The 18027-nt window shown below is 45.7% G+C and carries 15 protein-coding genes and 1 pseudogene; 7 read left to right on the top strand and 9 right to left on the bottom strand.

What is annotated here, in order from left to right; all coding sequences use genetic code 11:
• Window positions 1-4: 4 nt before the first annotated feature.
• From avs1a to H583_RS0110125, 5 genes and pseudogenes are all read right to left on the bottom strand, one after another.
• Window positions 5-1222, bottom strand: coding sequence for an AVAST type 1 anti-phage system MBL fold metallo-hydrolase Avs1a (gene avs1a, locus H583_RS0110145; protein WP_028560370.1), 1218 nt, complete (start codon window positions 1220-1222; stop codon window positions 5-7).
• Window positions 1223-1599: 377 nt separating this feature from the next.
• Window positions 1600-1776 (bottom strand): hypothetical protein, encoded by a 177-nt coding sequence (locus H583_RS36585; RefSeq protein WP_154665853.1) that lies wholly within the window; start codon window positions 1774-1776, stop codon window positions 1600-1602.
• A gap of 3 nt (window positions 1777-1779) precedes the next feature.
• Window positions 1780-2067: pseudogene (locus H583_RS38115) on the bottom strand (helix-turn-helix domain-containing protein); the annotation flags it as partial.
• A gap of 370 nt (window positions 2068-2437) precedes the next feature.
• Entirely contained in the window at window positions 2438-3238 is an 801-nt protein-coding gene (locus tag H583_RS0110130; RefSeq protein ID WP_028560369.1) for a TrmH family RNA methyltransferase, read from the bottom strand.
• 8 nt (window positions 3239-3246) lie between these two features.
• Window positions 3247-3912 (bottom strand): potassium channel family protein, encoded by a 666-nt coding sequence (locus H583_RS0110125; RefSeq protein WP_028560368.1) that lies wholly within the window; start codon window positions 3910-3912, stop codon window positions 3247-3249.
• A gap of 186 nt (window positions 3913-4098) precedes the next feature.
• On the opposite strand from H583_RS0110125, the gene sspI reads away from it, so the two are divergent.
• Window positions 4099-4311, top strand: a complete 213-nt coding sequence (sspI, locus tag H583_RS0110120) for a small acid-soluble spore protein SspI (RefSeq protein WP_028560367.1) — start codon at window positions 4099-4101, stop codon at window positions 4309-4311.
• Between the two features lie 16 nt (window positions 4312-4327).
• On the opposite strand, the gene H583_RS0110115 is transcribed toward sspI, so the two are convergent.
• The gene (locus H583_RS0110115) at window positions 4328-5560 is read right to left on the bottom strand and encodes an alpha-D-ribose 1-methylphosphonate 5-triphosphate diphosphatase (protein WP_028560366.1); all 1233 of its coding nucleotides are present in this window, start codon (window positions 5558-5560) and stop codon (window positions 4328-4330) included.
• Between the two features lie 540 nt (window positions 5561-6100).
• Here H583_RS0110115 and H583_RS0110110 point away from each other — a divergent pair.
• The 6 genes from H583_RS0110110 (at window position 6101) to H583_RS0110085 (ending at window position 13042) form a co-directional block, all read left to right on the top strand.
• A complete protein-coding gene (locus H583_RS0110110) occupies window positions 6101-7834 on the top strand; it encodes an ABC transporter substrate-binding protein (protein WP_028560365.1) in 1734 nt (577 codons plus the stop codon).
• Window positions 7835-7924: 90 nt separating this feature from the next.
• Window positions 7925-8878 carry an ABC transporter permease gene (locus H583_RS0110105; protein ID WP_028560364.1) on the top strand — a complete coding sequence of 318 codons (954 nt, stop codon included), beginning with the start codon at window positions 7925-7927 and terminating at the stop codon, window positions 8876-8878.
• Window positions 8879-9075: 197 nt separating this feature from the next.
• Complete coding sequence (opp4C, locus tag H583_RS0110100; RefSeq protein WP_028560363.1) at window positions 9076-10002, top strand: oligopeptide ABC transporter permease; 927 nt, start codon at window positions 9076-9078, stop codon at window positions 10000-10002.
• A 15-nt stretch (window positions 10003-10017) separates the two neighbouring features.
• Window positions 10018-11001, top strand: a complete 984-nt coding sequence (locus H583_RS0110095; protein WP_028560362.1) for an ABC transporter ATP-binding protein — start codon at window positions 10018-10020, stop codon at window positions 10999-11001.
• Complete coding sequence (locus H583_RS0110090; RefSeq protein ID WP_028560361.1) at window positions 10994-11959, top strand: ABC transporter ATP-binding protein; 966 nt, start codon at window positions 10994-10996, stop codon at window positions 11957-11959. Before H583_RS0110095 ends, H583_RS0110090 begins: the two co-directional genes overlap by 8 nt.
• Before the next feature lie 147 nt (window positions 11960-12106).
• Complete coding sequence (locus tag H583_RS0110085) at window positions 12107-13042, top strand: ArsR/SmtB family transcription factor (protein WP_028560360.1); 936 nt, start codon at window positions 12107-12109, stop codon at window positions 13040-13042.
• Between the two features lie 364 nt (window positions 13043-13406).
• Here H583_RS0110085 and H583_RS0110080 read toward each other — a convergent pair whose 3' ends face one another.
• Genes H583_RS0110080 through H583_RS36055 form a run of 3 tightly spaced genes read right to left on the bottom strand, consistent with a single transcriptional unit; the run spans window position 13407 to window position 18009 of the window.
• On the bottom strand, window positions 13407-13862 hold the full coding sequence (locus tag H583_RS0110080) for a DUF6630 family protein (RefSeq protein WP_028560359.1): 456 nt from the start codon (window positions 13860-13862) through the stop codon (window positions 13407-13409).
• A gap of 17 nt (window positions 13863-13879) precedes the next feature.
• Window positions 13880-14851 carry a hypothetical protein gene (locus tag H583_RS0110075; protein ID WP_028560358.1) on the bottom strand — a complete coding sequence of 324 codons (972 nt, stop codon included), beginning with the start codon at window positions 14849-14851 and terminating at the stop codon, window positions 13880-13882.
• Window positions 14852-14868: 17 nt separating this feature from the next.
• Complete coding sequence (locus tag H583_RS36055; RefSeq protein WP_081667080.1) at window positions 14869-18009, bottom strand: contractile injection system protein, VgrG/Pvc8 family; 3141 nt, start codon at window positions 18007-18009, stop codon at window positions 14869-14871.
• Window positions 18010-18027: the final 18 nt, after the last annotated feature.

The following is an 18027-nucleotide window of genomic DNA, read 5'->3' as shown; positions in this document are numbered from 1 at the left end:
CCCCTCAAATGCTAATTTGTCCTTCTGATAAAATCTGAACTTCGTAATTATATTTTTTTTTACGTTGTTTATCGTCCATGTAGTTTGATGCAGGTGTCTTATAGTTAAAGATCAGATTTCGCTTTTCCGTGCTTTCTCTGCACACAATTCGTGCAAGTGTAACCAGTTCAGGATGGTGGAACCTCATTCCGTTTGTTGAAATTAAAAAATTAGCAGAGTCAATCAGCTTAAGTAAACTTGGGCTTGTGTTACCACTAGATCCATGATGAGATACTTTCACTGCGTCAAACCAGATCGGTCCTTCACCATAAAGAGACCTAAGTTCCTGCTCAATAATACAAGGATGAGAATCACCCAGAAACAAAATCTTTTTGCCCATAAATTGCAAAATAAACGCAATAGAACTTCCGTTTGCAGCACTTGTATCCTCAGTAAAAGGGTTACTCGACAGTGCCTCTAAATTTAATTGGGAAGAAGAAACTTTCTTTTCGCGATTGACTATAGCACGTGTTTTTTCTCTAGACACAAGAAATTCGAATGCATCATCAAAAATGTCACTATCAGTGATCTCCTTCTTGTATCCCATTTTGTATAGCGCTCTCTTCCAGTATTCGCCTAATTGCTTAAGCTTGTTAAATGTTGGGGAAAGCATTGTAATCTTCACATCGTTGCCAAGATCAATTTCACGCCGATTCTCGACACATACTGCTTGTCCAGCAAAATCTACATTCCATGAATAACCTCCCTGAAAGACTAAACTCGCAAGTGAAGAGCCTTGTTTAGCACTAATCGGTTTATCCTTATTTTCTACGTTATTAAGTTCATTAGGATAGCCTTGTGTATTAATCTCCTCCAGGATCTTTTTCTCTATAATCGTTAGTTCTGGAGGAGAAGAATTCTTTTCCCATTGAAGATGTCTAAAGCTATTATGCCAAACTTTATCTATAGGGATTATTTTTGGAATACTAGAATGTCCATTTTCCTCTAAGAGTTTCAATGCCCCAGATAGGTGGTCAGCATCGATATGAGTAATCACAAGCAAAGCTAAACAATTTCCACTATCATTAAGTTGCTGCAATCGATCCCGGAGATAATTCTCATAAGTTGATATGAAGCCTGAATCAACCAGAAGATTTGTTCTTTCCATATCTCCATCGCCACATGAAATGAGAAAACTGTCTCCATAAGAAGCTGGAAACATTTCGATATTAATGCTCCCCATTTTTATCATCCTCCTACCAAGAGTGCAATGGTCAATTAAAAGACACCCTGCTATCTAGTAAATAGTTCTTAATAACTGCTTGTTACAGTTGCTAAAAAGAGCAATTCCGCCTTACACATGGAATTGCCCTTCTTAATTTATTAGACCAACACAACTAGCAATATGATATCCATACATTTCTATGTAAGATTATAGCACAACAGTAGATTTGTGTATGCATTTTGTAAGTTGCGAAAGGAAATAATGAAGCCCTGTATCAGCAAAGAAAGAACTTTAATTGCGAAGAAAAGCCCCCATGAGAATTCATATGCACAAGACTTCGTAATCTTTGAGGAGACAAACTTTATATCGGGAGGATAGCTTGTTACTTAATCAAACTACTTTTTCTCAAGCTTTAAATTCATTCGATATAAACCATAAATTAAAGTGCCGATTAATAAACTTTCGATTGCCTGAACATATTCTCCGGCAAAAATTAAACCGGTTCCCAATCCTGTGAATATGGCTGTTGATATTTTCGAAATCACTCCCTCATTTTTATCTAACCATCCCATAGTTTAGAACTCCCTGCTCTTCTTCTGTAATTTATAATCAACAAATTCAATAACATTTTCTTGATAGCCTGAATTGAGCCTTCTATACATTGAAATAAGATCAGCTTCCACTGGAGTTAGTGAGAATGCGTATTCCCCCTCCTGGTAATTAGGTCGATTTTGAAATTCCTCAACCAACAACCAATTCAAATCAAAACCATACTTGATTCTTAAAGCAATTAAAGTATCAGCAGAGGGCTTGCTATTACCTTTCTCTATTTCACTGAGATTACCTTTTGATATTCCAAGAGCTGTTGAAAATTCAACTTAGCTTAAAATATGTAATTTTCGAAAAGCCTTTATTTTTTCACCGATCATAATAAACTCATCCTTTCTAATTCTTCCCCTAATAATGGCGAATAATCCTCAGCTAAAGTGGATATAATCTTTCGGTTTGTCCGAACTTAGGAGATAAAATTTTACTGGGTCTAGAAGTACACTTTTTTTACATTCATCTTAAAAATTTTCAAGCTCATATATAAACCAAATGGCAGCAAACCCTTGTATTACAAAGGTTTTGATGCCATCTGGTTGTCTCGTTTTGATGTTATAAACAGTCTCAAACTATCTTAAAATCAGTTTCAAGTTACGTTATAACTCACATCTATAGTATAGACCCAAGTTAAAACTCTCTCTGTCTCAAAGCCTCATACAGCAATACTGTCGTTGCCATTGCAACGTTAAGTGATTCCGCCTTGCCGCGCATCGGGATAAGCACCGTTTCGTCCATCAACTGCTCAACCTCGGCAGAAAGCCCTTTGGATTCGTTGCCCATAACGAGCCATGTCGCCTTTGTCCAGTCACAGCCATAGCAGGAATGATTGGCTTGCAGACTTGTTCCCGTCAGGCGAATTCCGTGTTGCTTGGCCTCAGGCAGCAACTGTCCCAAATCGGCCTCAATAACAGGCAAATGAAACAACGACCCCATCGTGGAACGAACCGTCTTTGGGTTATAGACATCGGCACAATTTTTACCGAGAACAACAGCATCCGCTCCGACAGCATCCGCGCTGCGAATGATAGTGCCTACATTACCGGGATCACTAACACCATCCAACACGATAACCAGTGCCTGCTCGTTGAACAATTTCTCACTATTATAAGTCGGTTTGGACACGACAGCAAATACCGGGGGCGGGGTTGTCGTTCCGGTGCATTTCGCAAGCACAGGGGCAGGGGCACTCACCCATTCGCATGGGGCCGCCGCGGCTGTTCCGCCCTTCAGTTCTGCCGGAATCCCCTTGTCCGCGTCATAGACGATGCATTCCATTTCAATTCCTGCCTGAACTGCCTCCAGTACCAGATGCACACCCTCAATAATAAATTGCCCGCTGCGCTCGCGGTGCTTTTTTTCCAGCAAAGAAGCCCACTGCTTCACTTTCGTGTTCTGAACCGATGTAATATGGGTTGTATGCTTATTCATTTTCACAATCAGCCTTCCGAAAAAGCCAGCTCCAGGCTCTTAAGATCTTTATTTTTTCCGACTACAACGAGGATATCCTCAGGTTTGAGCAAATCGTCGGCATTGGGTGAAATATTCATATTGGTGCCTGTTTTAATTGCCATGACGTTGCAATTGTACTTCGCGCGTATATTCAGTTCCTTCAAGCTTTGTCCAATTATACCCGCTGTTGCTTGAATTTCAACAATGCTGTGATCTTGAGACAGCTCGATGAAATCCAGAACGTTCGGCGATATTAGATTATGAGCCAGTCTTAAGCCCATATCACGCTCCGGGTAAATGACTTTGTCTGCTCCAATTTTATTGAGCACCTTCCCGTGCAGCTCATTCTGAGCCTTCACAATAATGCGGGAGACCCCCATATCCTTCAAGATCAGCGTAGTCAAAATGCTTGACTGAATATCCTGGCCGATAGCCACGACCACTACATCAAAATTGCGGATGCCGATGGAACGCATTGCTTCTTCGTCTGTCGAATCTGCGGAAACCGCATATGTAACAATGTTGACAATTTCCTGTACCCGCTGCTCGTCAGAGTCAATTGCCAGTACCTGAAAGCCCATATCAGATAAAGAACGGGCAACGCTTGAGCCAAAACGTCCCATTCCAATAATTGCAAATTGCTTTTTACTCATTCCCGTCCTCCCGTTCCTAAAAGCTTTAACCGCATTATATCACATCTGCCGCTTCATCCGAAGCCACTGCTGTCCGGGGAGCCTTTTCCCATGGCTAAACCTGACTTTGCGCGCTTTGCTTAACAGGATGAAACAGTTTGAGTGCGGGAATATTAAACGGGAAATCGATCAAATGGAGGGATAGGCATGGATAATCTGGACCTTAGACAAGCCATTATTCAACGCGTGCATGACAAATCAAATGAAGAATTGTCCGATGTAATCGAAAGCTCCATTGGCGGTGACGAGCATGCTTTGCCCGGGCTCGGTGTTTTGTTTGAAATTATTTGGAAGGCCTGTGACAGTCCGACCCAAAACAGGCTTGTGCACTCCCTCCATAGCGAGCTGCATAAGCAGTAAACTTAATGCTGTAAACTTAATGCTGTGATGGGACATAGGTGCTGCTTTCATAAACGACAGTGCCATCAACCATTGCTGTGGATACCATCGGGTAATTGTCAAAAGTTTCGACGATAATCATATCCGCTTTTTTTCCGGGTTCAATTGAACCTAGCTGTTTATCCACACCGAGCGCAATGGCGGGATTCAAGCTGGCCATCAAAACAGCTTCAGGCAATCCGATGGCTGTCTCTGATGAATCAAGTATACCCGACAGCTTGAACACCGCAGCGAGCAAAGAAGCGGGATGATAATCCGAGCACAAAATATCCGCTGCACCTGCATCAATGGCTGCAATAGCACTCATATTGTTATCGTGGGAGCCTCCGCGTACGACGTTGGGGGCTCCCACACATACATGAAGACCTTTGCTGGCTGCGTGCTGAGCAGTTTCCAGATTCAATGGGAATTCGGAAATATTGACGCCAAAGCTTAAGAAGCGGTTAACTCTCTCCGGGCTGTCATCGTCATGGGAAGCAACCGAAATGCCTTTTTGAGCTGCCAGAATCCCAAGCCGTTCAAGGTGCTTCCAATCAACAAGCTGCTGCCGTGCTAACAGCTCTTCCACGATTTTTTTGACCTCATCAACATTAACCGCCTGATTTTTCATGACATAGCTTTCGAATGAGCCCGGCACTTTATATTGACCTTGTCCGGGGGAATGATCCATGAAAGATAAATAATCAATCTTGCCTTCTTGCACATATTGTTCAACGACAGGTATGCCTGCCAGATGGGATACTTCATAACGCAAATGAATGCCATGGCGTATCATGGCTCTGCGCTTTTTGTAGGCATGGATCAGATCAACCAGTCGGGTAAGCAAATGACCGCCTCTAAGGCTCAGCCCGACTCCAAGGGAAAGGGAATGATACATCGAAGTAATTCCGTGGACCGGCAGTTTGCGTTCAAATTCAATCAATGCCATTTGCAGAGGGAACAAGGTATTGGGGCGAGGCTGAACCTCTTTCTCGATGGCATCGCAGTGGATATCGATCAGCCCGGGGAGAACGTACCGGCCGGCAGCATTGATCAGGGTAACGGAGTCATTTGGAGAAGAATCTGGCTGGTTTATCCACGTACTCAGCTTAACTTGATCTTGAGGTTCTTGGATAATCGCTTCAATGACATCGCCGCGAACTACGATATCTGCCTTCACAACCTTACCCGGCAGCACAGCCTGTCCATCCCTTATGATTGTCGTCCTCATGCTGTTTCCCCCTTTTTTATATCCGCCCTTTTTAGTGTCTGCATATATAGACCATGTTATTTTTAGTTTGCAAATGTTGCGAGTATTAGAGAAGGCTATCCTTTTAGCTTATTGTTTGGCTCCATGATGATTCATATACATAAAGAGAAAAAGTGCATCTTAATAGTACGCCGATGAACCGTATCAGGCACAGTCCCCTGTCGCTGCAAGATACTCCGCTCCCTTTAATTGTCGCAAATAGGAGAAGGACCCGGAAAAGCTCAGCTAATATCGGATTAAAAATTCTTCTTAATTTCATTCTCTACACAGAGAATAAAACAAAAGTTCCCTCTTTACAGAACAGAAAAATATTTCTATACTAATCTGGAGTAGCTACTCACGCATACAATTCACACTTATCTTATTGGAATTCTATTGTTTATTTTCACTACCCTACTTTAAGAGGTGATTCTTTCCTGGCAATTCAAAGTGAAATCAATACTATTAAAAGCATTCTTAAAATTTCTTCTTCAAACATAAAAAGGGATAAAGGTGGTTGACATGAAAAAACAACAATACATACTGGTTGTGCTCCTGGTCATCATTTCAGTTCTAACAGCTGCATGCTCCTCGAATGAACCCAACAAAAATCCAGAAGTCACGAATAGTCCTGCGAATTTGGATAATGCTTCTCAGAAGCCTGAACAAACGGAAAATGTTCTTGTACAGCCAATTGCTGCAACAGACCTGTCCAAACTTCCGGACAGGGCGAAGCAGCGCACGGATACGATCATTGTCGGTCTTGTCAATCCAAGCGGGGCGTTTACGCCTTACTTCACACAGGTTGGTTATGACGGCAACGTCAACTCCGTTCTGTACACGCCACTCGTGCGAATTGACGAGAACGGTCTGCCAATTCCTGCTTTGGCTGAGAAATGGGACATATCCGATGATTTGTTGACGTATACCTTCTATCTTCGTGATGGCTTGAAGTATAGTGACGGCTCGCCTATGACGACAGCCGATGTTGAATTTACGTGGACCTTGCTGCATGATCCCGCCTATGACGGCATCAATGATGTGGTAGAAACGAAAATCAGGGGCGGACAAGCTTATAAAGAAGGAAAGGCAGATTCCATCGAGGGTATCCGGATCATTGATGAACGCACGATAGCGGTCACACTGGAGGATACGAATGCCACGGCATTGACTGTACTGGGCGGAGCTATTTTGTCCAAAGCTTACTATGGCAAGGACTACAAATTCGGAAATCTCGATTACATCAAAACCTTGCATGCCAATCCGATTACAAATGGGCCTTACAAGCTTGAGAAATTCGTTCCGGGCCAGGAAGTCCGTTTTATAGCCAATGAGCATTATGTATTCGGAAAGCCGAAGACGGAGTATTTCATCTACAAGACGACTGAAGGGGACACCTGGCAGTTTATCGAAACCGGCGAGACCGATTATGGCGGCTTTTCCGCCACAACAGATAATATTGAAAAATTAAAAAATCTCGGCTTTGTGAATCTGATTCCAAGCACAGCGAGCAACTATGGATATAATCAGTTCAATCTGGAGAAGGAACATCTACAGGACAAGCGAGTCAGGCAGGCCTTGACCTATGGCCTTGACCGCGAGCTCATCTACGTAGATTCCAGACAAGGCGCCGGTTCCGTTGCCAACATACCTTCTTCACCGATTCTTTGGTCGTATACGGAAGAAGACATTAATTCATACCCGCATGACCCGGATAAAGCGAAGGAACTGCTTGAAGAAGCCGGCTGGACCGTGGGCACTGACGGAATCAGGGAGAAGGACGGCCAAAAGCTGAAAATTCATTACCTCGGCTCGAAAAGCCAAAACACCGATATTTTCATCGCTGTTGCAAAGGAGAACTATCAGGAAATTGGTGTTGAACTGGTAGCCGAACAGTTCCCGGATTTCAATACGCTGTCTGCCAAAGTAAAAAGTGGCGATTACGACATGGCATCCTTCTCAACTACGATTATCAGCGACCCGTCGCAAGGGGTCAGCCGGTTTATCAAAGGCGAGACGAAAGGCTACGAAAATAAAAAAATTGAAGAGCTGTACGCCCAAGGCTTGGCGACAGGCGATATCGAAGAGCGCAAAAAGGTGTATCATGAGATGTTCAAAATCTTGAATGACGAGCTTCCGGTCATGTTCTCCAGCTACACCAAATCCATTACGGCAATGAACGGCCGCATCGAAGGCTTCGTTCTGAACCCGCTGTCCGGAATTGCTTACAGCTTGCCGAACTGGGAATTGAAATAACCCAGGCAATCCATTCAATAAGAAATAAAAGCAGCCATCCCCGCCTGATTTCCCTTTCAGGGTTCGGGGATGGCTAATGAAGGAGAAAACATGAGAACGTATTTGCTCCGAAGATGTTTATACATGATCATGATTTTACTGGGCGCGTCTATGCTGATCTTTTTCCTGTATTCTTTGACCCCGGGCGATTACGTAGACAACAATATGAACCTGAGCGAGCAACGCAAGGCGGAGCTGAGAGAGATTCATGGACTGGACAGGCCGATTATAGAACGATATATCAATTGGATGGCCAATATATTCAAAGGCGACTTTGGCTACTCGCTTGCCCAGCAAAGATCCGTTATCGATCTGTTTCAGGATTACATATGGAATTCATTCCTGCTTGCTGTCGTGGCCACCTTCTTCACCTGGTTTTTCGCTGTGGTAATCGGTGTTTTGACCGCGTACAAGCAATATTCTCTGTTCGATACGCTGGTTATGATTGGCATATTTGCCGCCATGTCCATTCCCTCCTTCTTTATCGGGCTGTTCCTGATCAAAGTATTCGCCGTCGATTTGAAGCTGCTGCCGCCCGGCGGCATGATAACTACAGGCAGCAGAGCCGTGGGCTGGGAATACATCAAGGATGTGCTGCACCATATGCTGCTCCCTGTCGCGGTCATGGTAATGCTCGGCGTAGGATCGCTTACCCGCTACTTCCGCAGCAATATGCTCGATGTCATCAAACAGGATTATGTCCGAACCGCGCGTGCCAAAGGACTGAAGGAGAGATCTGTCCTGTTCCGCCACGCTCTGAAAAATGCCATGCTGCCTGCTATTACACTGGTCGGCTTTGAATTGCCCGGCTTGTTCGGGGGCTCTATTATTATTGAGAAAATATTCAACTGGCCCGGGATTGGCCAGTTATACATGCAATCGTTTACAGTCAGGGATTACCCCCTGCTGATGGGATTTACGATGTTCATTGCGATCCTGACTGTCATCGGAACGCTGATTTCAGACATTCTCTATCATACTTCCGATCCGCGTGTCAGACTTTAATGGGTCGTTTTGCTTCGCAAAACTAAGCGGATCCTTTCGAAGCGAGTTTTGCTTCGCAAAACTAAGCGGATCCTTTCGAAGCGAGTTTTGCTTCGCAAAACTAAGCGGATCCTTTCGAAGCGAGTTTTGCTTCGCAAAACCAAGCGTATCCTTTCGAAGCGAGTTTTGCTTCGCAAAACTTTTAGGAGGGCCGAAACTTGTCCATTCCAACTACTACAACCCATACGGCTCGGGCGAGGAGCCCTGTTGAGGCTTCTTCCTCACTCTGGCGGCAATCAATCCGCCAATTGAGCAAAAACAAGCTGGCCGTGTCAGGCTTCATCTTCATTATCTTCATGTTTCTGATCTGCTTTATCGGGCCGTTATTTTCACCTTATGCCGACAATAAAATCAACCCGGCCATGATGCATAAACCGCCCAGCATGAAACACTGGCTCGGAACCGATCTGCTGGGCAGGGACGTTCTCACCAGGCTGTTGCAGGCGGGAAGAATATCGTTGACTGTCGGGCTTGCCTCCATGGCCTTATCCATGACCATTGGCACCATCCTTGGCATTATCTCCGGGTATTACCGGGGAATTGTGGATCAGATTATTATGAGAACCGCAGATTTGCTGTTTACCATCCCTGGCCTCCCCATCCTGTTTATCATGGGGGCGCTGATGTCAGAGTGGAAGGTGCCTACCGATTACCGGCTCTATCTTGTCATGCTCATGCTTAGCATTATCGGCTGGCCGGGCGTGGCACGGCTCGTCCGCAGCCAGATGCTCAGTCTTCGGGAGCGCGAGTATATGCAGGCTGCCGTCGTGCTCGGATTGAGGGACAGAAGGAAGTTGTTCCATCACTTACTGCCTAATGTATTCCCGCTTCTTATCGTCATCGCGACGTTAAGTATCGGCGGAGCCATATTATCCGAGTCCGTTCTGAGCTTTTTCGGACTTGGCGTCATGCCGCCCACTCCAACCTGGGGAAACATGATTGACGCCGCTAACAATGTGATCGATTTTGAAAAGCGTCCATGGCTGTGGATTCCTCCAGGTCTGGCTATCTTTTTAACGGTCATCGCCATTAATCTGTTCGGCGACGGGCTTCGTGATGTACTCGATCCAAAACAGAAAAAGTAGGTGAACGGCATCCTTATGAAATCATTACTTAAGATTAACAACCTCAGCACCCATTTCCATACCGAAGCCGGCCCGATTAAAGCGGTTAACGATGTCAGCTTTCGCATAGGTGAGGGGGAAACCGTCTGTATAGTAGGTGAATCCGGCTGCGGGAAAAGCATAACAGCAATGTCCGTTATGGGACTTGTCGAAGGGCCGAACGGCCGAGTCGTCAACGGCCAGATCTTATTCGATGGCAAAGATTTGCTGCAGATCGGGAAAGAGGAGCTGCGTCGCATACGAGGCAACGATATCTCGATTATTTTCCAGGAGCCGATGTCCTCCCTCAATCCCGTCATTACCATCGGCAAGCAAATCATGGAGCCGCTCATGCTCCATCAAAGGCTGAACAAAAAGCAGGCATATGCACGGACTATCGAGCTTATCGAGCTTGTGGGCATCCCAAGAGCCGAGCAGATTGCTTCCTCCTATCCGCATGAGCTGTCCGGAGGCATGCTTCAGCGGATTATGATCGCCATTGCCATATCCTGCGGTCCGAAGCTGCTTATTGCTGACGAGCCCACAACGGCACTAGACGTTACTATACAAGCGCAAGTATTGGAGACGCTTCGTCAAATTAAAGAGCAGTCCAAGATGTCGATGATGCTGATTACCCATGATCTTGGCGTAGTCGCCGAAATGGCGGATTATGTAATCGTAATGTACGCGGGGAAAATCGTCGAACAAGGCGGGGTTGTGGAGTTGTTTGAACACCCGAAGCATCCTTATACGCGGGGCCTGCTGAAATCAAAGCCGGTTATCGGCCAACGCCTGGAGCAATTGTACTCGATTCCGGGTCAAGTACCCAATCCGCTTGAATTAGTGGAGTCCTGTTACTTTCATGACCGCTGTGAAAGCTGCCTTCCCGTTTGCCACACCCGGCAGCCACAATTGAAAAAGTCGGGAGACGGTCAACAAGTCGCTTGCTGGTTGTATGAGGAGGAGGCACAGTATGAGTGAAGCACTGCTTGAAGTACGACACTTAAAAAAATATTTCCCCATTACTGCCGGACTTCTCAATCGTACGGTGGGACATGTTAAAGCTGTTGACAATATTAGCCTGACAATCAGACCTGGTGAAACTTTCGGCCTGGTCGGGGAATCCGGCAGCGGCAAAAGCACTGTGGGACGAACCATCCTCCGGCTGCATGACAAAACAGATGGTGAAGTCCGGTTCAAGGGCATTTCTGTGCATGACCTGTCCAAAACGGAAATGAACAAGCTCAGACCCCAGATGCAGCTTATTTTCCAGGATCCCTACAGTTCCCTCAATCCGCGCATCCGGATCGGTGATGCAATTGGAGAAGCACTGCTTGATCACGGCCTTGCTGCCAAGGAGGACATTCCCGGATATGTCATGGAGGTCATGGAATCATGCGGATTGTCCGCTTACCACTATAACCGGTTTCCCCATGAGTTTTCAGGAGGACAGCGGCAGCGGATCGGCATTGCGCGTGCGCTTGCTCTCCGTCCCGAATTCATCATTGCAGATGAGCCGGTATCTGCCCTTGACGTATCCATACAGGCCCAGATCATTAACTTGTTTCAAAAGCTCCAACACACCAAGGGACTGACCTATCTGTTTATTTCCCATGACTTGAGTGTCGTAGAGCATCTGTGCAACCGGATCGGCGTTATGTATTTAGGCTCTATGATGGAGACGGCTCCCCGGGACGAATTGTTCCTTCGGCCGCTGCACCCGTATACGAAAGCGCTCCTGTCTGCAATTCCGGTCCCGATTCCAAAGCTGAAGCGGGAAAGAATTGTTCTGAAAGGCGATATTCCAAGCCCGGCTAATCCGCCGTCAGGCTGCAAGTTCCATACAAGATGCCCGTATGCAGTAGCACAATGCAAGGAAGAGACACCTGAATTCCGGCAGGCAGGGAACGATCATTATGTCGCTTGCCATTTAGTATAGCGGGTCACAGTAAGCAATACTTAGCGGGCTTGACTGAAAAAAGATTTGCCCGGTGAGTGCAGAATGATTTACTATGAAAACATGTTACGCTTCGGGGCAGTACAAGTATCTTAGTCAGTCATTTCAGTAAAAAGGGAGTGCGCTTTGTTGTCTTACCAATTGGAAATATCGTTCAGACCCGTCAACGAACTGATCAACAGCCTCCATGCTTATTTGTGCAAGAGCTGGTATAAACGAATCGATCTGGGAACTTCCTGGCCAGCGGAGGTTCAAGCCTCTCTATCCCCTGAGGTCGCCAATCGTCTGGATAACACGGATATCGATCTGGAATGGAAGCTCCTCCATTTGCTTGTATATATTTCTCCTGCCAGCAATCGTGTAGACGACTTTCTGGCCTGGCTGAAGGATCTTCAACTAGGGGAGTTGTACGCGATGCTGTCCCCTTATATGCAGACCTTTCCGGAAAATATGACCGCTGTGAGCGCTCGGTTATACGCCCTGCTCTCCGACTGGAACGAGGCTTACTTCCGGCATATCGATCCGGATATTTTATCCAGACTTCAAGCGGAGACAGTAGAAAAGCCTGAACTTCAAAGCTTGAGCGCTTACGAGAAAGCGGCATGCTTGACCAATGGATTATATTTTGAGCCTGTTAAAGGGCTTGAGAAGCTTATACTTGTGCCGCAATATCATTTTCAGCCAGGCAATATAATTTACTCATTTGGCACGCTTACCATCTGTCAATATGCAGCCCGGATCGAGCTTCAAACGGATGAAGATGAGCCGACGCTTCAATTGTACCGGCTGCTTAGAAGCTTAAGCGAGAAAAGCCGTCTTCGGATTTTACGTTTTCTTCGCGATGAGCCGAAAAGTTTTATTGAGGTTGTTCGCCATCTGGGGATTTCAAAAGGGATTACCCACGATCATATTTCCAATCTGCGCAGCGCCGGTCTTCTGAATGCCCATGTAGCGGGTGAGTCGATTTCGACCTACAGCCTGCGGCTTGATCGCATTCAGCAGGTTGAGACGGAGCTTCTTTTCTATTTAAATAACGGTTCCGGAATTTCTTCCTTTGAAGATTGATTGCTTACAAAACAGGCTGGTCCCTGCACGTTTACGTGAGAGACCAGTCTGTTTTGTTTTATTTTTGGTAGACTATTACATTTTAAGAGAACGCAATTTTCAAAACCAATAAATTCCATTGGAAGAGAAATTAAAAGGCAGGTCAATCATGGTAGGTATCTGACCATAATTGACCTGTTCAATGTGGTTAATAAAGCTGAATCAATTAATATACATACAAATCAAATGGCGGAACCTTTAGAAAGAAAAGTACATTTAAGATGGTTAAAATAATTATGAGCATTAAGTTGAAAGGAAACCCTGACACAAGTCAGTCTTGAAGATGTACAATCATAGGCTCTAAGTTATAAAGTCTCTATTAACGCTAGCTGTAATACTTAATACACCTTTCTTGGAAAGGAATTCTATCATCAAGCAATAATTCTTCTTGCAGCAATTTTGTTATATTCTCTAATTTTCCAATGAATAGTACGTAAAAGTCGCCCGAATTTGGATATGAAAATAGTCCATACCCCTTTGGTGACAGTATTTTGTTAGCTTCTCTGATTTTATCAGGTAAAAATTCATATTTATATGCCTCTAACTGCTCAAGCTCTTCCTTTGATGCTAATTCAATGTGATGGGCAAATTCATAGTCTAGCATAAAATTGACCATCTCTTGATACTGTTCACCTTTATAGTCAACGTATAAAAACTTTTTCGTCTCAAGTCCGAATTTTAATAGGTCTTCATGCATGTCATAGCTTCCCTCATTCTTTAAAAACTGTTCCAGATCGTTGTCATCAGGGAATATGATTTCTGCTATTTCTTGATCATCCATACTTGTTCCCTCCTTTACTAAAACAACTCTCCATGCTGGTTAGGAATATATCCGGAATAGTTTTTACGATAGAATTGATCGATCATCTGAAGTGCAGAGTCCCATTCAGGGTATGGCTCAGGATCTTCAAACACCATTTTCGCTTCAGAGGTATTCATCAGAAAATCATCTAATTGAGTAGGGATTGGTAACCCAAGTTTTTTCCTTACATGGATCAAAAATAAGATTTCAAATGGATAAAATCCATATCTGAAGTCGCCAAATTCGCCCAACTGACCAATCTCTGAAACTAATTCGGAATGATGTACAGACATTTTCGAAATCAGATGTTCTATTTCCTGCAGATCACTAGTGGACCATCGTTTAAGCACTTCATCATAGACGTCCAGATCATCAGGAATCGAGTGGTATCGCCGCTCATCTTCCTTAAACTTATTTTTCACAGCCAGATGCAATTTTTCATTTGTTCCCATGATTTTTTTATTTTTATACTGCAAATAAAGCTCAAGCAAAAACCAAATATGTCTGTTCTCTTCATTGGCATCAATTAGATGTCCGCCGAAGTGATGATTGATAAAATTGTATAATATATCCTCTTCTTTCTCCCAACCATACATTGCAAAATGAACTAATGTGATGACGACTTCTCTAAATGTATATCCTAGGATCATCTCAGGATATCTAATTGTATAAAGATCTTGCCCCATGCACTGGTAAAAAACTACCTTATGCATGTTCTTTAATCCTTTTGCATTGTTTTCAACGTTAATTAATATATCGTTTTTCCATTGTGACAAGTAATATGAATAAATTTTATTTAAATTTATTAATAGTATGTGATCTTTCTCTGTGTCATTTTGTTTAACAATCTTTTCAATTTTACTCCTACTAACATTATATTTGTCTTTAACATCTTCAAGTTTAATTCCATCCACGAAATTGCTCCTATATCTATTAAAAGCCATTTCTATTTTTTTTTGGTTTATCATTGCAACCTCCCTATGAATTAATGAATTTTCTTATCCCATTCTTTTACCTTTAACTCATCAACACCGAATCCAGTCTTCGTAATCTTGATATCTGTCTCAACTCTAATATAATTTAATTTTAGACCGGGGTTTTCCTCCATCAGTTCCTCTAATTTATCTCCAAAGCCTGCATATCTAGAATCATTGCTGTTTATCATGCCTTGGAAATACTTATCTCCGCCCTCTTTCTGTTTCTTCGAGTAACTAAAGCTAGCTGAATCTGATGCCTTCGATTCAATAATTGTTAGCCTCGGCGGCGGCCCTTTCGATAGAAAAGCCGCGTCTATACCATTTCTCCCCACTTGGAATAAACCTGAAACATCTTGACCTAAATTACTATCTCTAGCGACGATTTTTGTGACTTCTTCCCCAAATTCACCTTTATCATGAGAGTAATGTTTAGAATTATCGATTTTTCTTTCATACTCCTTTGCAGCCTTCAAGTCATATTGATCACTAATAACATCTTTTGTATCCAACTTGTTGGCCAATTTATTTCTTTCTCGCGTTAATCTTTTGACTTCTTTATCTTTTCCTTCTCTTTTTAATCTTTCTATTTCTACATCTAACTTTTTAATTCCTTTTGAGATTTCGTCTGAATTGCTCCTACCAGAGCTAACTTCACGCGTACCCTCAGACTTATTATTTCTCTGATTATTTTTGTTAGGATCAATACTATTATTATCCGTTGTGGAATGATTTGAACGCCCTGAATCACTATTTACAGCCTTTGGTTTATCATTTGAATTGTCTTTCCCGGAAGAATTCCCAGTAGAGGCAGCTTGTGTTGCTGGAGTATGAGCCCCATCGTGACTAGCTTGTCTTCCTGGGGAAGAATCCCCAGCAGAACCCTTCTTATTAGAAGAACCATTCCCGCCAACATTAGCAAACCCTAGACTCCCAGAGTGGTTGCTGCCACTGCCCCGCTTACTCTTGCCACCAGACATCAGCGACGTCAGGAGCATCGCCGCGCGCAGGTTGTCTCCGCCATGCTCGTCAATCCAGTTGCCGACTGACTCCAGCATGCCGCCGCTCTCGAACAGCCGCTCCCGGCTCTTGGCTTTGGTATACTCCCATGCCGCTTCTTTGCCCGCCTGCAAGCCTAGCATCAGCTTCGGCGACTTCGCCGCCATTACATCCATCATCTGGCGCACCCGCTGCACTTGCTCCAGATTGCTCAGGTTGCTGGTCAGGCTGCGGGCGTTGGTCACCACTTTGCCTGTTGAACCGCTCATTAACCGCTGAATCGGACTCTGCGCTGCTTTGAGCGCATCGCGCGCCTTCTTAACCGCATCTACCGCTTTGGTCACGGCCTGCGTCGCCTTCTGCCCGGCCTTGAACATCTTGGCACCGCCTGCGATCAGCTTCGCTCCCTTGACCACAGTTCCGGCAAATGGAATTGCACCCAGCATACACATGCCTGCATCCAGGTAATTGCCCCGCGCCACATGGATTCCGGCATTGACGACGTTGGCTATCGTGCCGATACCCGGAACCATGCCGACCACATCCAGCGCGGTCTGCGTCCAATCCAGCGCCTTCTCCCAGAAGCCCTTCTTCTTTGGCGGCTCCGGTTCCGGCTCGGGAATCTCGATCTCGGATAACAGCGGCACCTCCGGCTGCGGCTCCAGATCCTCGATCTCTACCGCTGCCTTCGTACTGCCTTCAACGCTTACGACACTGCCCTGGATGTCGGTATTCCCGTCCATGACGATGCTGCTTTCCCCGCAGAGCAGGTACAAGCCTTCCTGCGGTTCCAATATCAGTTTCTTCTCCGCCGTCAGCTCCAAATCCTGCTTGCTTCGCATGGCAATCCCGGTATCGCTCTCCATCCGGATGCCTTCGCCGTTCTCCAGCGTAATGTACAGCTTCCCTTCGGTTGCTGTCAGGCTCATTTCCGAAGCGCCGAACTTCACTTCCTTCCCGAAGCTTGTCCCCCAATATTTCGTATTTGGGTCCGACAGCTTCGGGGAGGGTGCGCCGCCTCCCTGACGAACGGAGCTCATGGCGATGGCTTCATCTTCCCTCGCACTCGGGAAGTACACCTGCACGCCGTCCCCCTTTTCCGGCATGACATTGAACCCGCCGCCCTTCTTGGACGAATAGACAGCCGAGTACGGTATCCAGCTCGCTTTGTCCGTCGGCTGCTCCGCATCCGCCTTCAAGTGTACCCGCACCTGATTTTGCTTGACCTCCAGAATCTTGCCATCTAGTGAGGCCCCGACCAGTCCCGGATGGAGCTGCTCCAGCTCGTGCAAGCCGCCCTCCGGCTGCAAGCGGTAGCGGTGTACAATCAGACCCTTTGCCAGTTCGGTTGTGGCAGCAGCGACTGTCAATTCCTTGTCCTGAAAGTGTACGTTGTCGCCAAGCTGCCACCAATCCCCGGCTTCCAGCTCATAACACGTGTAATCCATCGCATAGACGCTCCGGCCGTTCTCTTGCTGCCTGGCCTTTGCCAGCGCCTCCATATCCCGGCTCACCGTATACGGCAGATTCCGGGTGACGGTATGGACCTGGCCCTCGGGCAGTCCAATCCACAGCTTTGGTGAAGCGGCTGCGGATTCGACGATCAGCTTCGCGCCATGGCGGGAAGCAATCCGCTTCATAAATGCCCAGTCCGTCTCCTGGTACTGCACGGTCAGCTTGCCAAGCTTCGCTCCGCCTGTCGACTGGTCAATCAGGTCCCAGCCTGTATAAGCGGACATTACCTGCCGCAGCACCTGCACAGCGGGAACTGAATTCTGCTGGAACGAACGTGTCCGCTTGGCGATATCCAGCAGTGCCGAATACGATACGGCCTCTATCTCCACGTAATTCACGCCATGAACCGTTTGGACACTAAAGCTCTGGACCATGCCTTGAAAGAGGATGCGAATCCTTTTCCCCTGATCATCCCACTGCTCCAGCGCAATAGGCTGCTCCCCTGTCGTATACCGGGCACTTTCCTCCTGCCTGTTCTCCGGCAGCAGTCCGCGGATCCACAGCCTTGCGTGCTCGCCTGCCTCCCGGTGCAGCTTCACATCCAGCAAGCGCTGAATCGTGTAGCCGCCTTGAAGGCGCAAATGACGGATTTCGAAAGATTCCGCCGTATTCGTTCCTTTAGCGATCACACTGCTCATCCTGATATTCTCCTCCTT

It is taken from the genome of Paenibacillus pinihumi DSM 23905 = JCM 16419 (genome assembly GCF_000422505.1).
GTDB classification, from domain to species: Bacteria; Bacillota; Bacilli; order Paenibacillales; family Paenibacillaceae; genus Paenibacillus_D; species Paenibacillus_D pinihumi.
Note: the sequence above shows the minus strand (reverse complement) of the source record. Positions and strands in the feature narration are given on the sequence as shown.

Coding starts and splice junctions, on each gene's coding strand:
- avs1a (WP_028560370.1), bottom strand. CDS start 1,222: ATGGGGAGCATTAATATCGAAATGTTTCCAGCTTCTTATGGAGACAGT.
- H583_RS0110080 (WP_028560359.1), bottom strand. CDS start 13,862: ATGGATGATCAAGAAATAGCAGAAATCATATTCCCTGATGACAACGAT.
- H583_RS36055 (WP_081667080.1), bottom strand. CDS start 18,009: ATGAGCAGTGTGATCGCTAAAGGAACGAATACGGCGGAATCTTTCGAA.
- H583_RS0110105 (WP_028560364.1), top strand. CDS start 7,925: ATGAGAACGTATTTGCTCCGAAGATGTTTATACATGATCATGATTTTA.
- H583_RS0110125 (WP_028560368.1), bottom strand. CDS start 3,912: ATGAGTAAAAAGCAATTTGCAATTATTGGAATGGGACGTTTTGGCTCA.
- H583_RS0110110 (WP_028560365.1), top strand. CDS start 6,101: ATGAAAAAACAACAATACATACTGGTTGTGCTCCTGGTCATCATTTCA.
- H583_RS0110075 (WP_028560358.1), bottom strand. CDS start 14,851: ATGATAAACCAAAAAAAAATAGAAATGGCTTTTAATAGATATAGGAGC.
- H583_RS36585 (WP_154665853.1), bottom strand. CDS start 1,776: ATGGGATGGTTAGATAAAAATGAGGGAGTGATTTCGAAAATATCAACA.
- H583_RS0110115 (WP_028560366.1), bottom strand. CDS start 5,560: ATGAGGACGACAATCATAAGGGATGGACAGGCTGTGCTGCCGGGTAAG.
- sspI (WP_028560367.1), top strand. CDS start 4,099: ATGGATAATCTGGACCTTAGACAAGCCATTATTCAACGCGTGCATGAC.
- H583_RS0110090 (WP_028560361.1), top strand. CDS start 10,994: ATGAGTGAAGCACTGCTTGAAGTACGACACTTAAAAAAATATTTCCCC.
- H583_RS0110095 (WP_028560362.1), top strand. CDS start 10,018: ATGAAATCATTACTTAAGATTAACAACCTCAGCACCCATTTCCATACC.
- H583_RS0110130 (WP_028560369.1), bottom strand. CDS start 3,238: ATGAATAAGCATACAACCCATATTACATCGGTTCAGAACACGAAAGTG.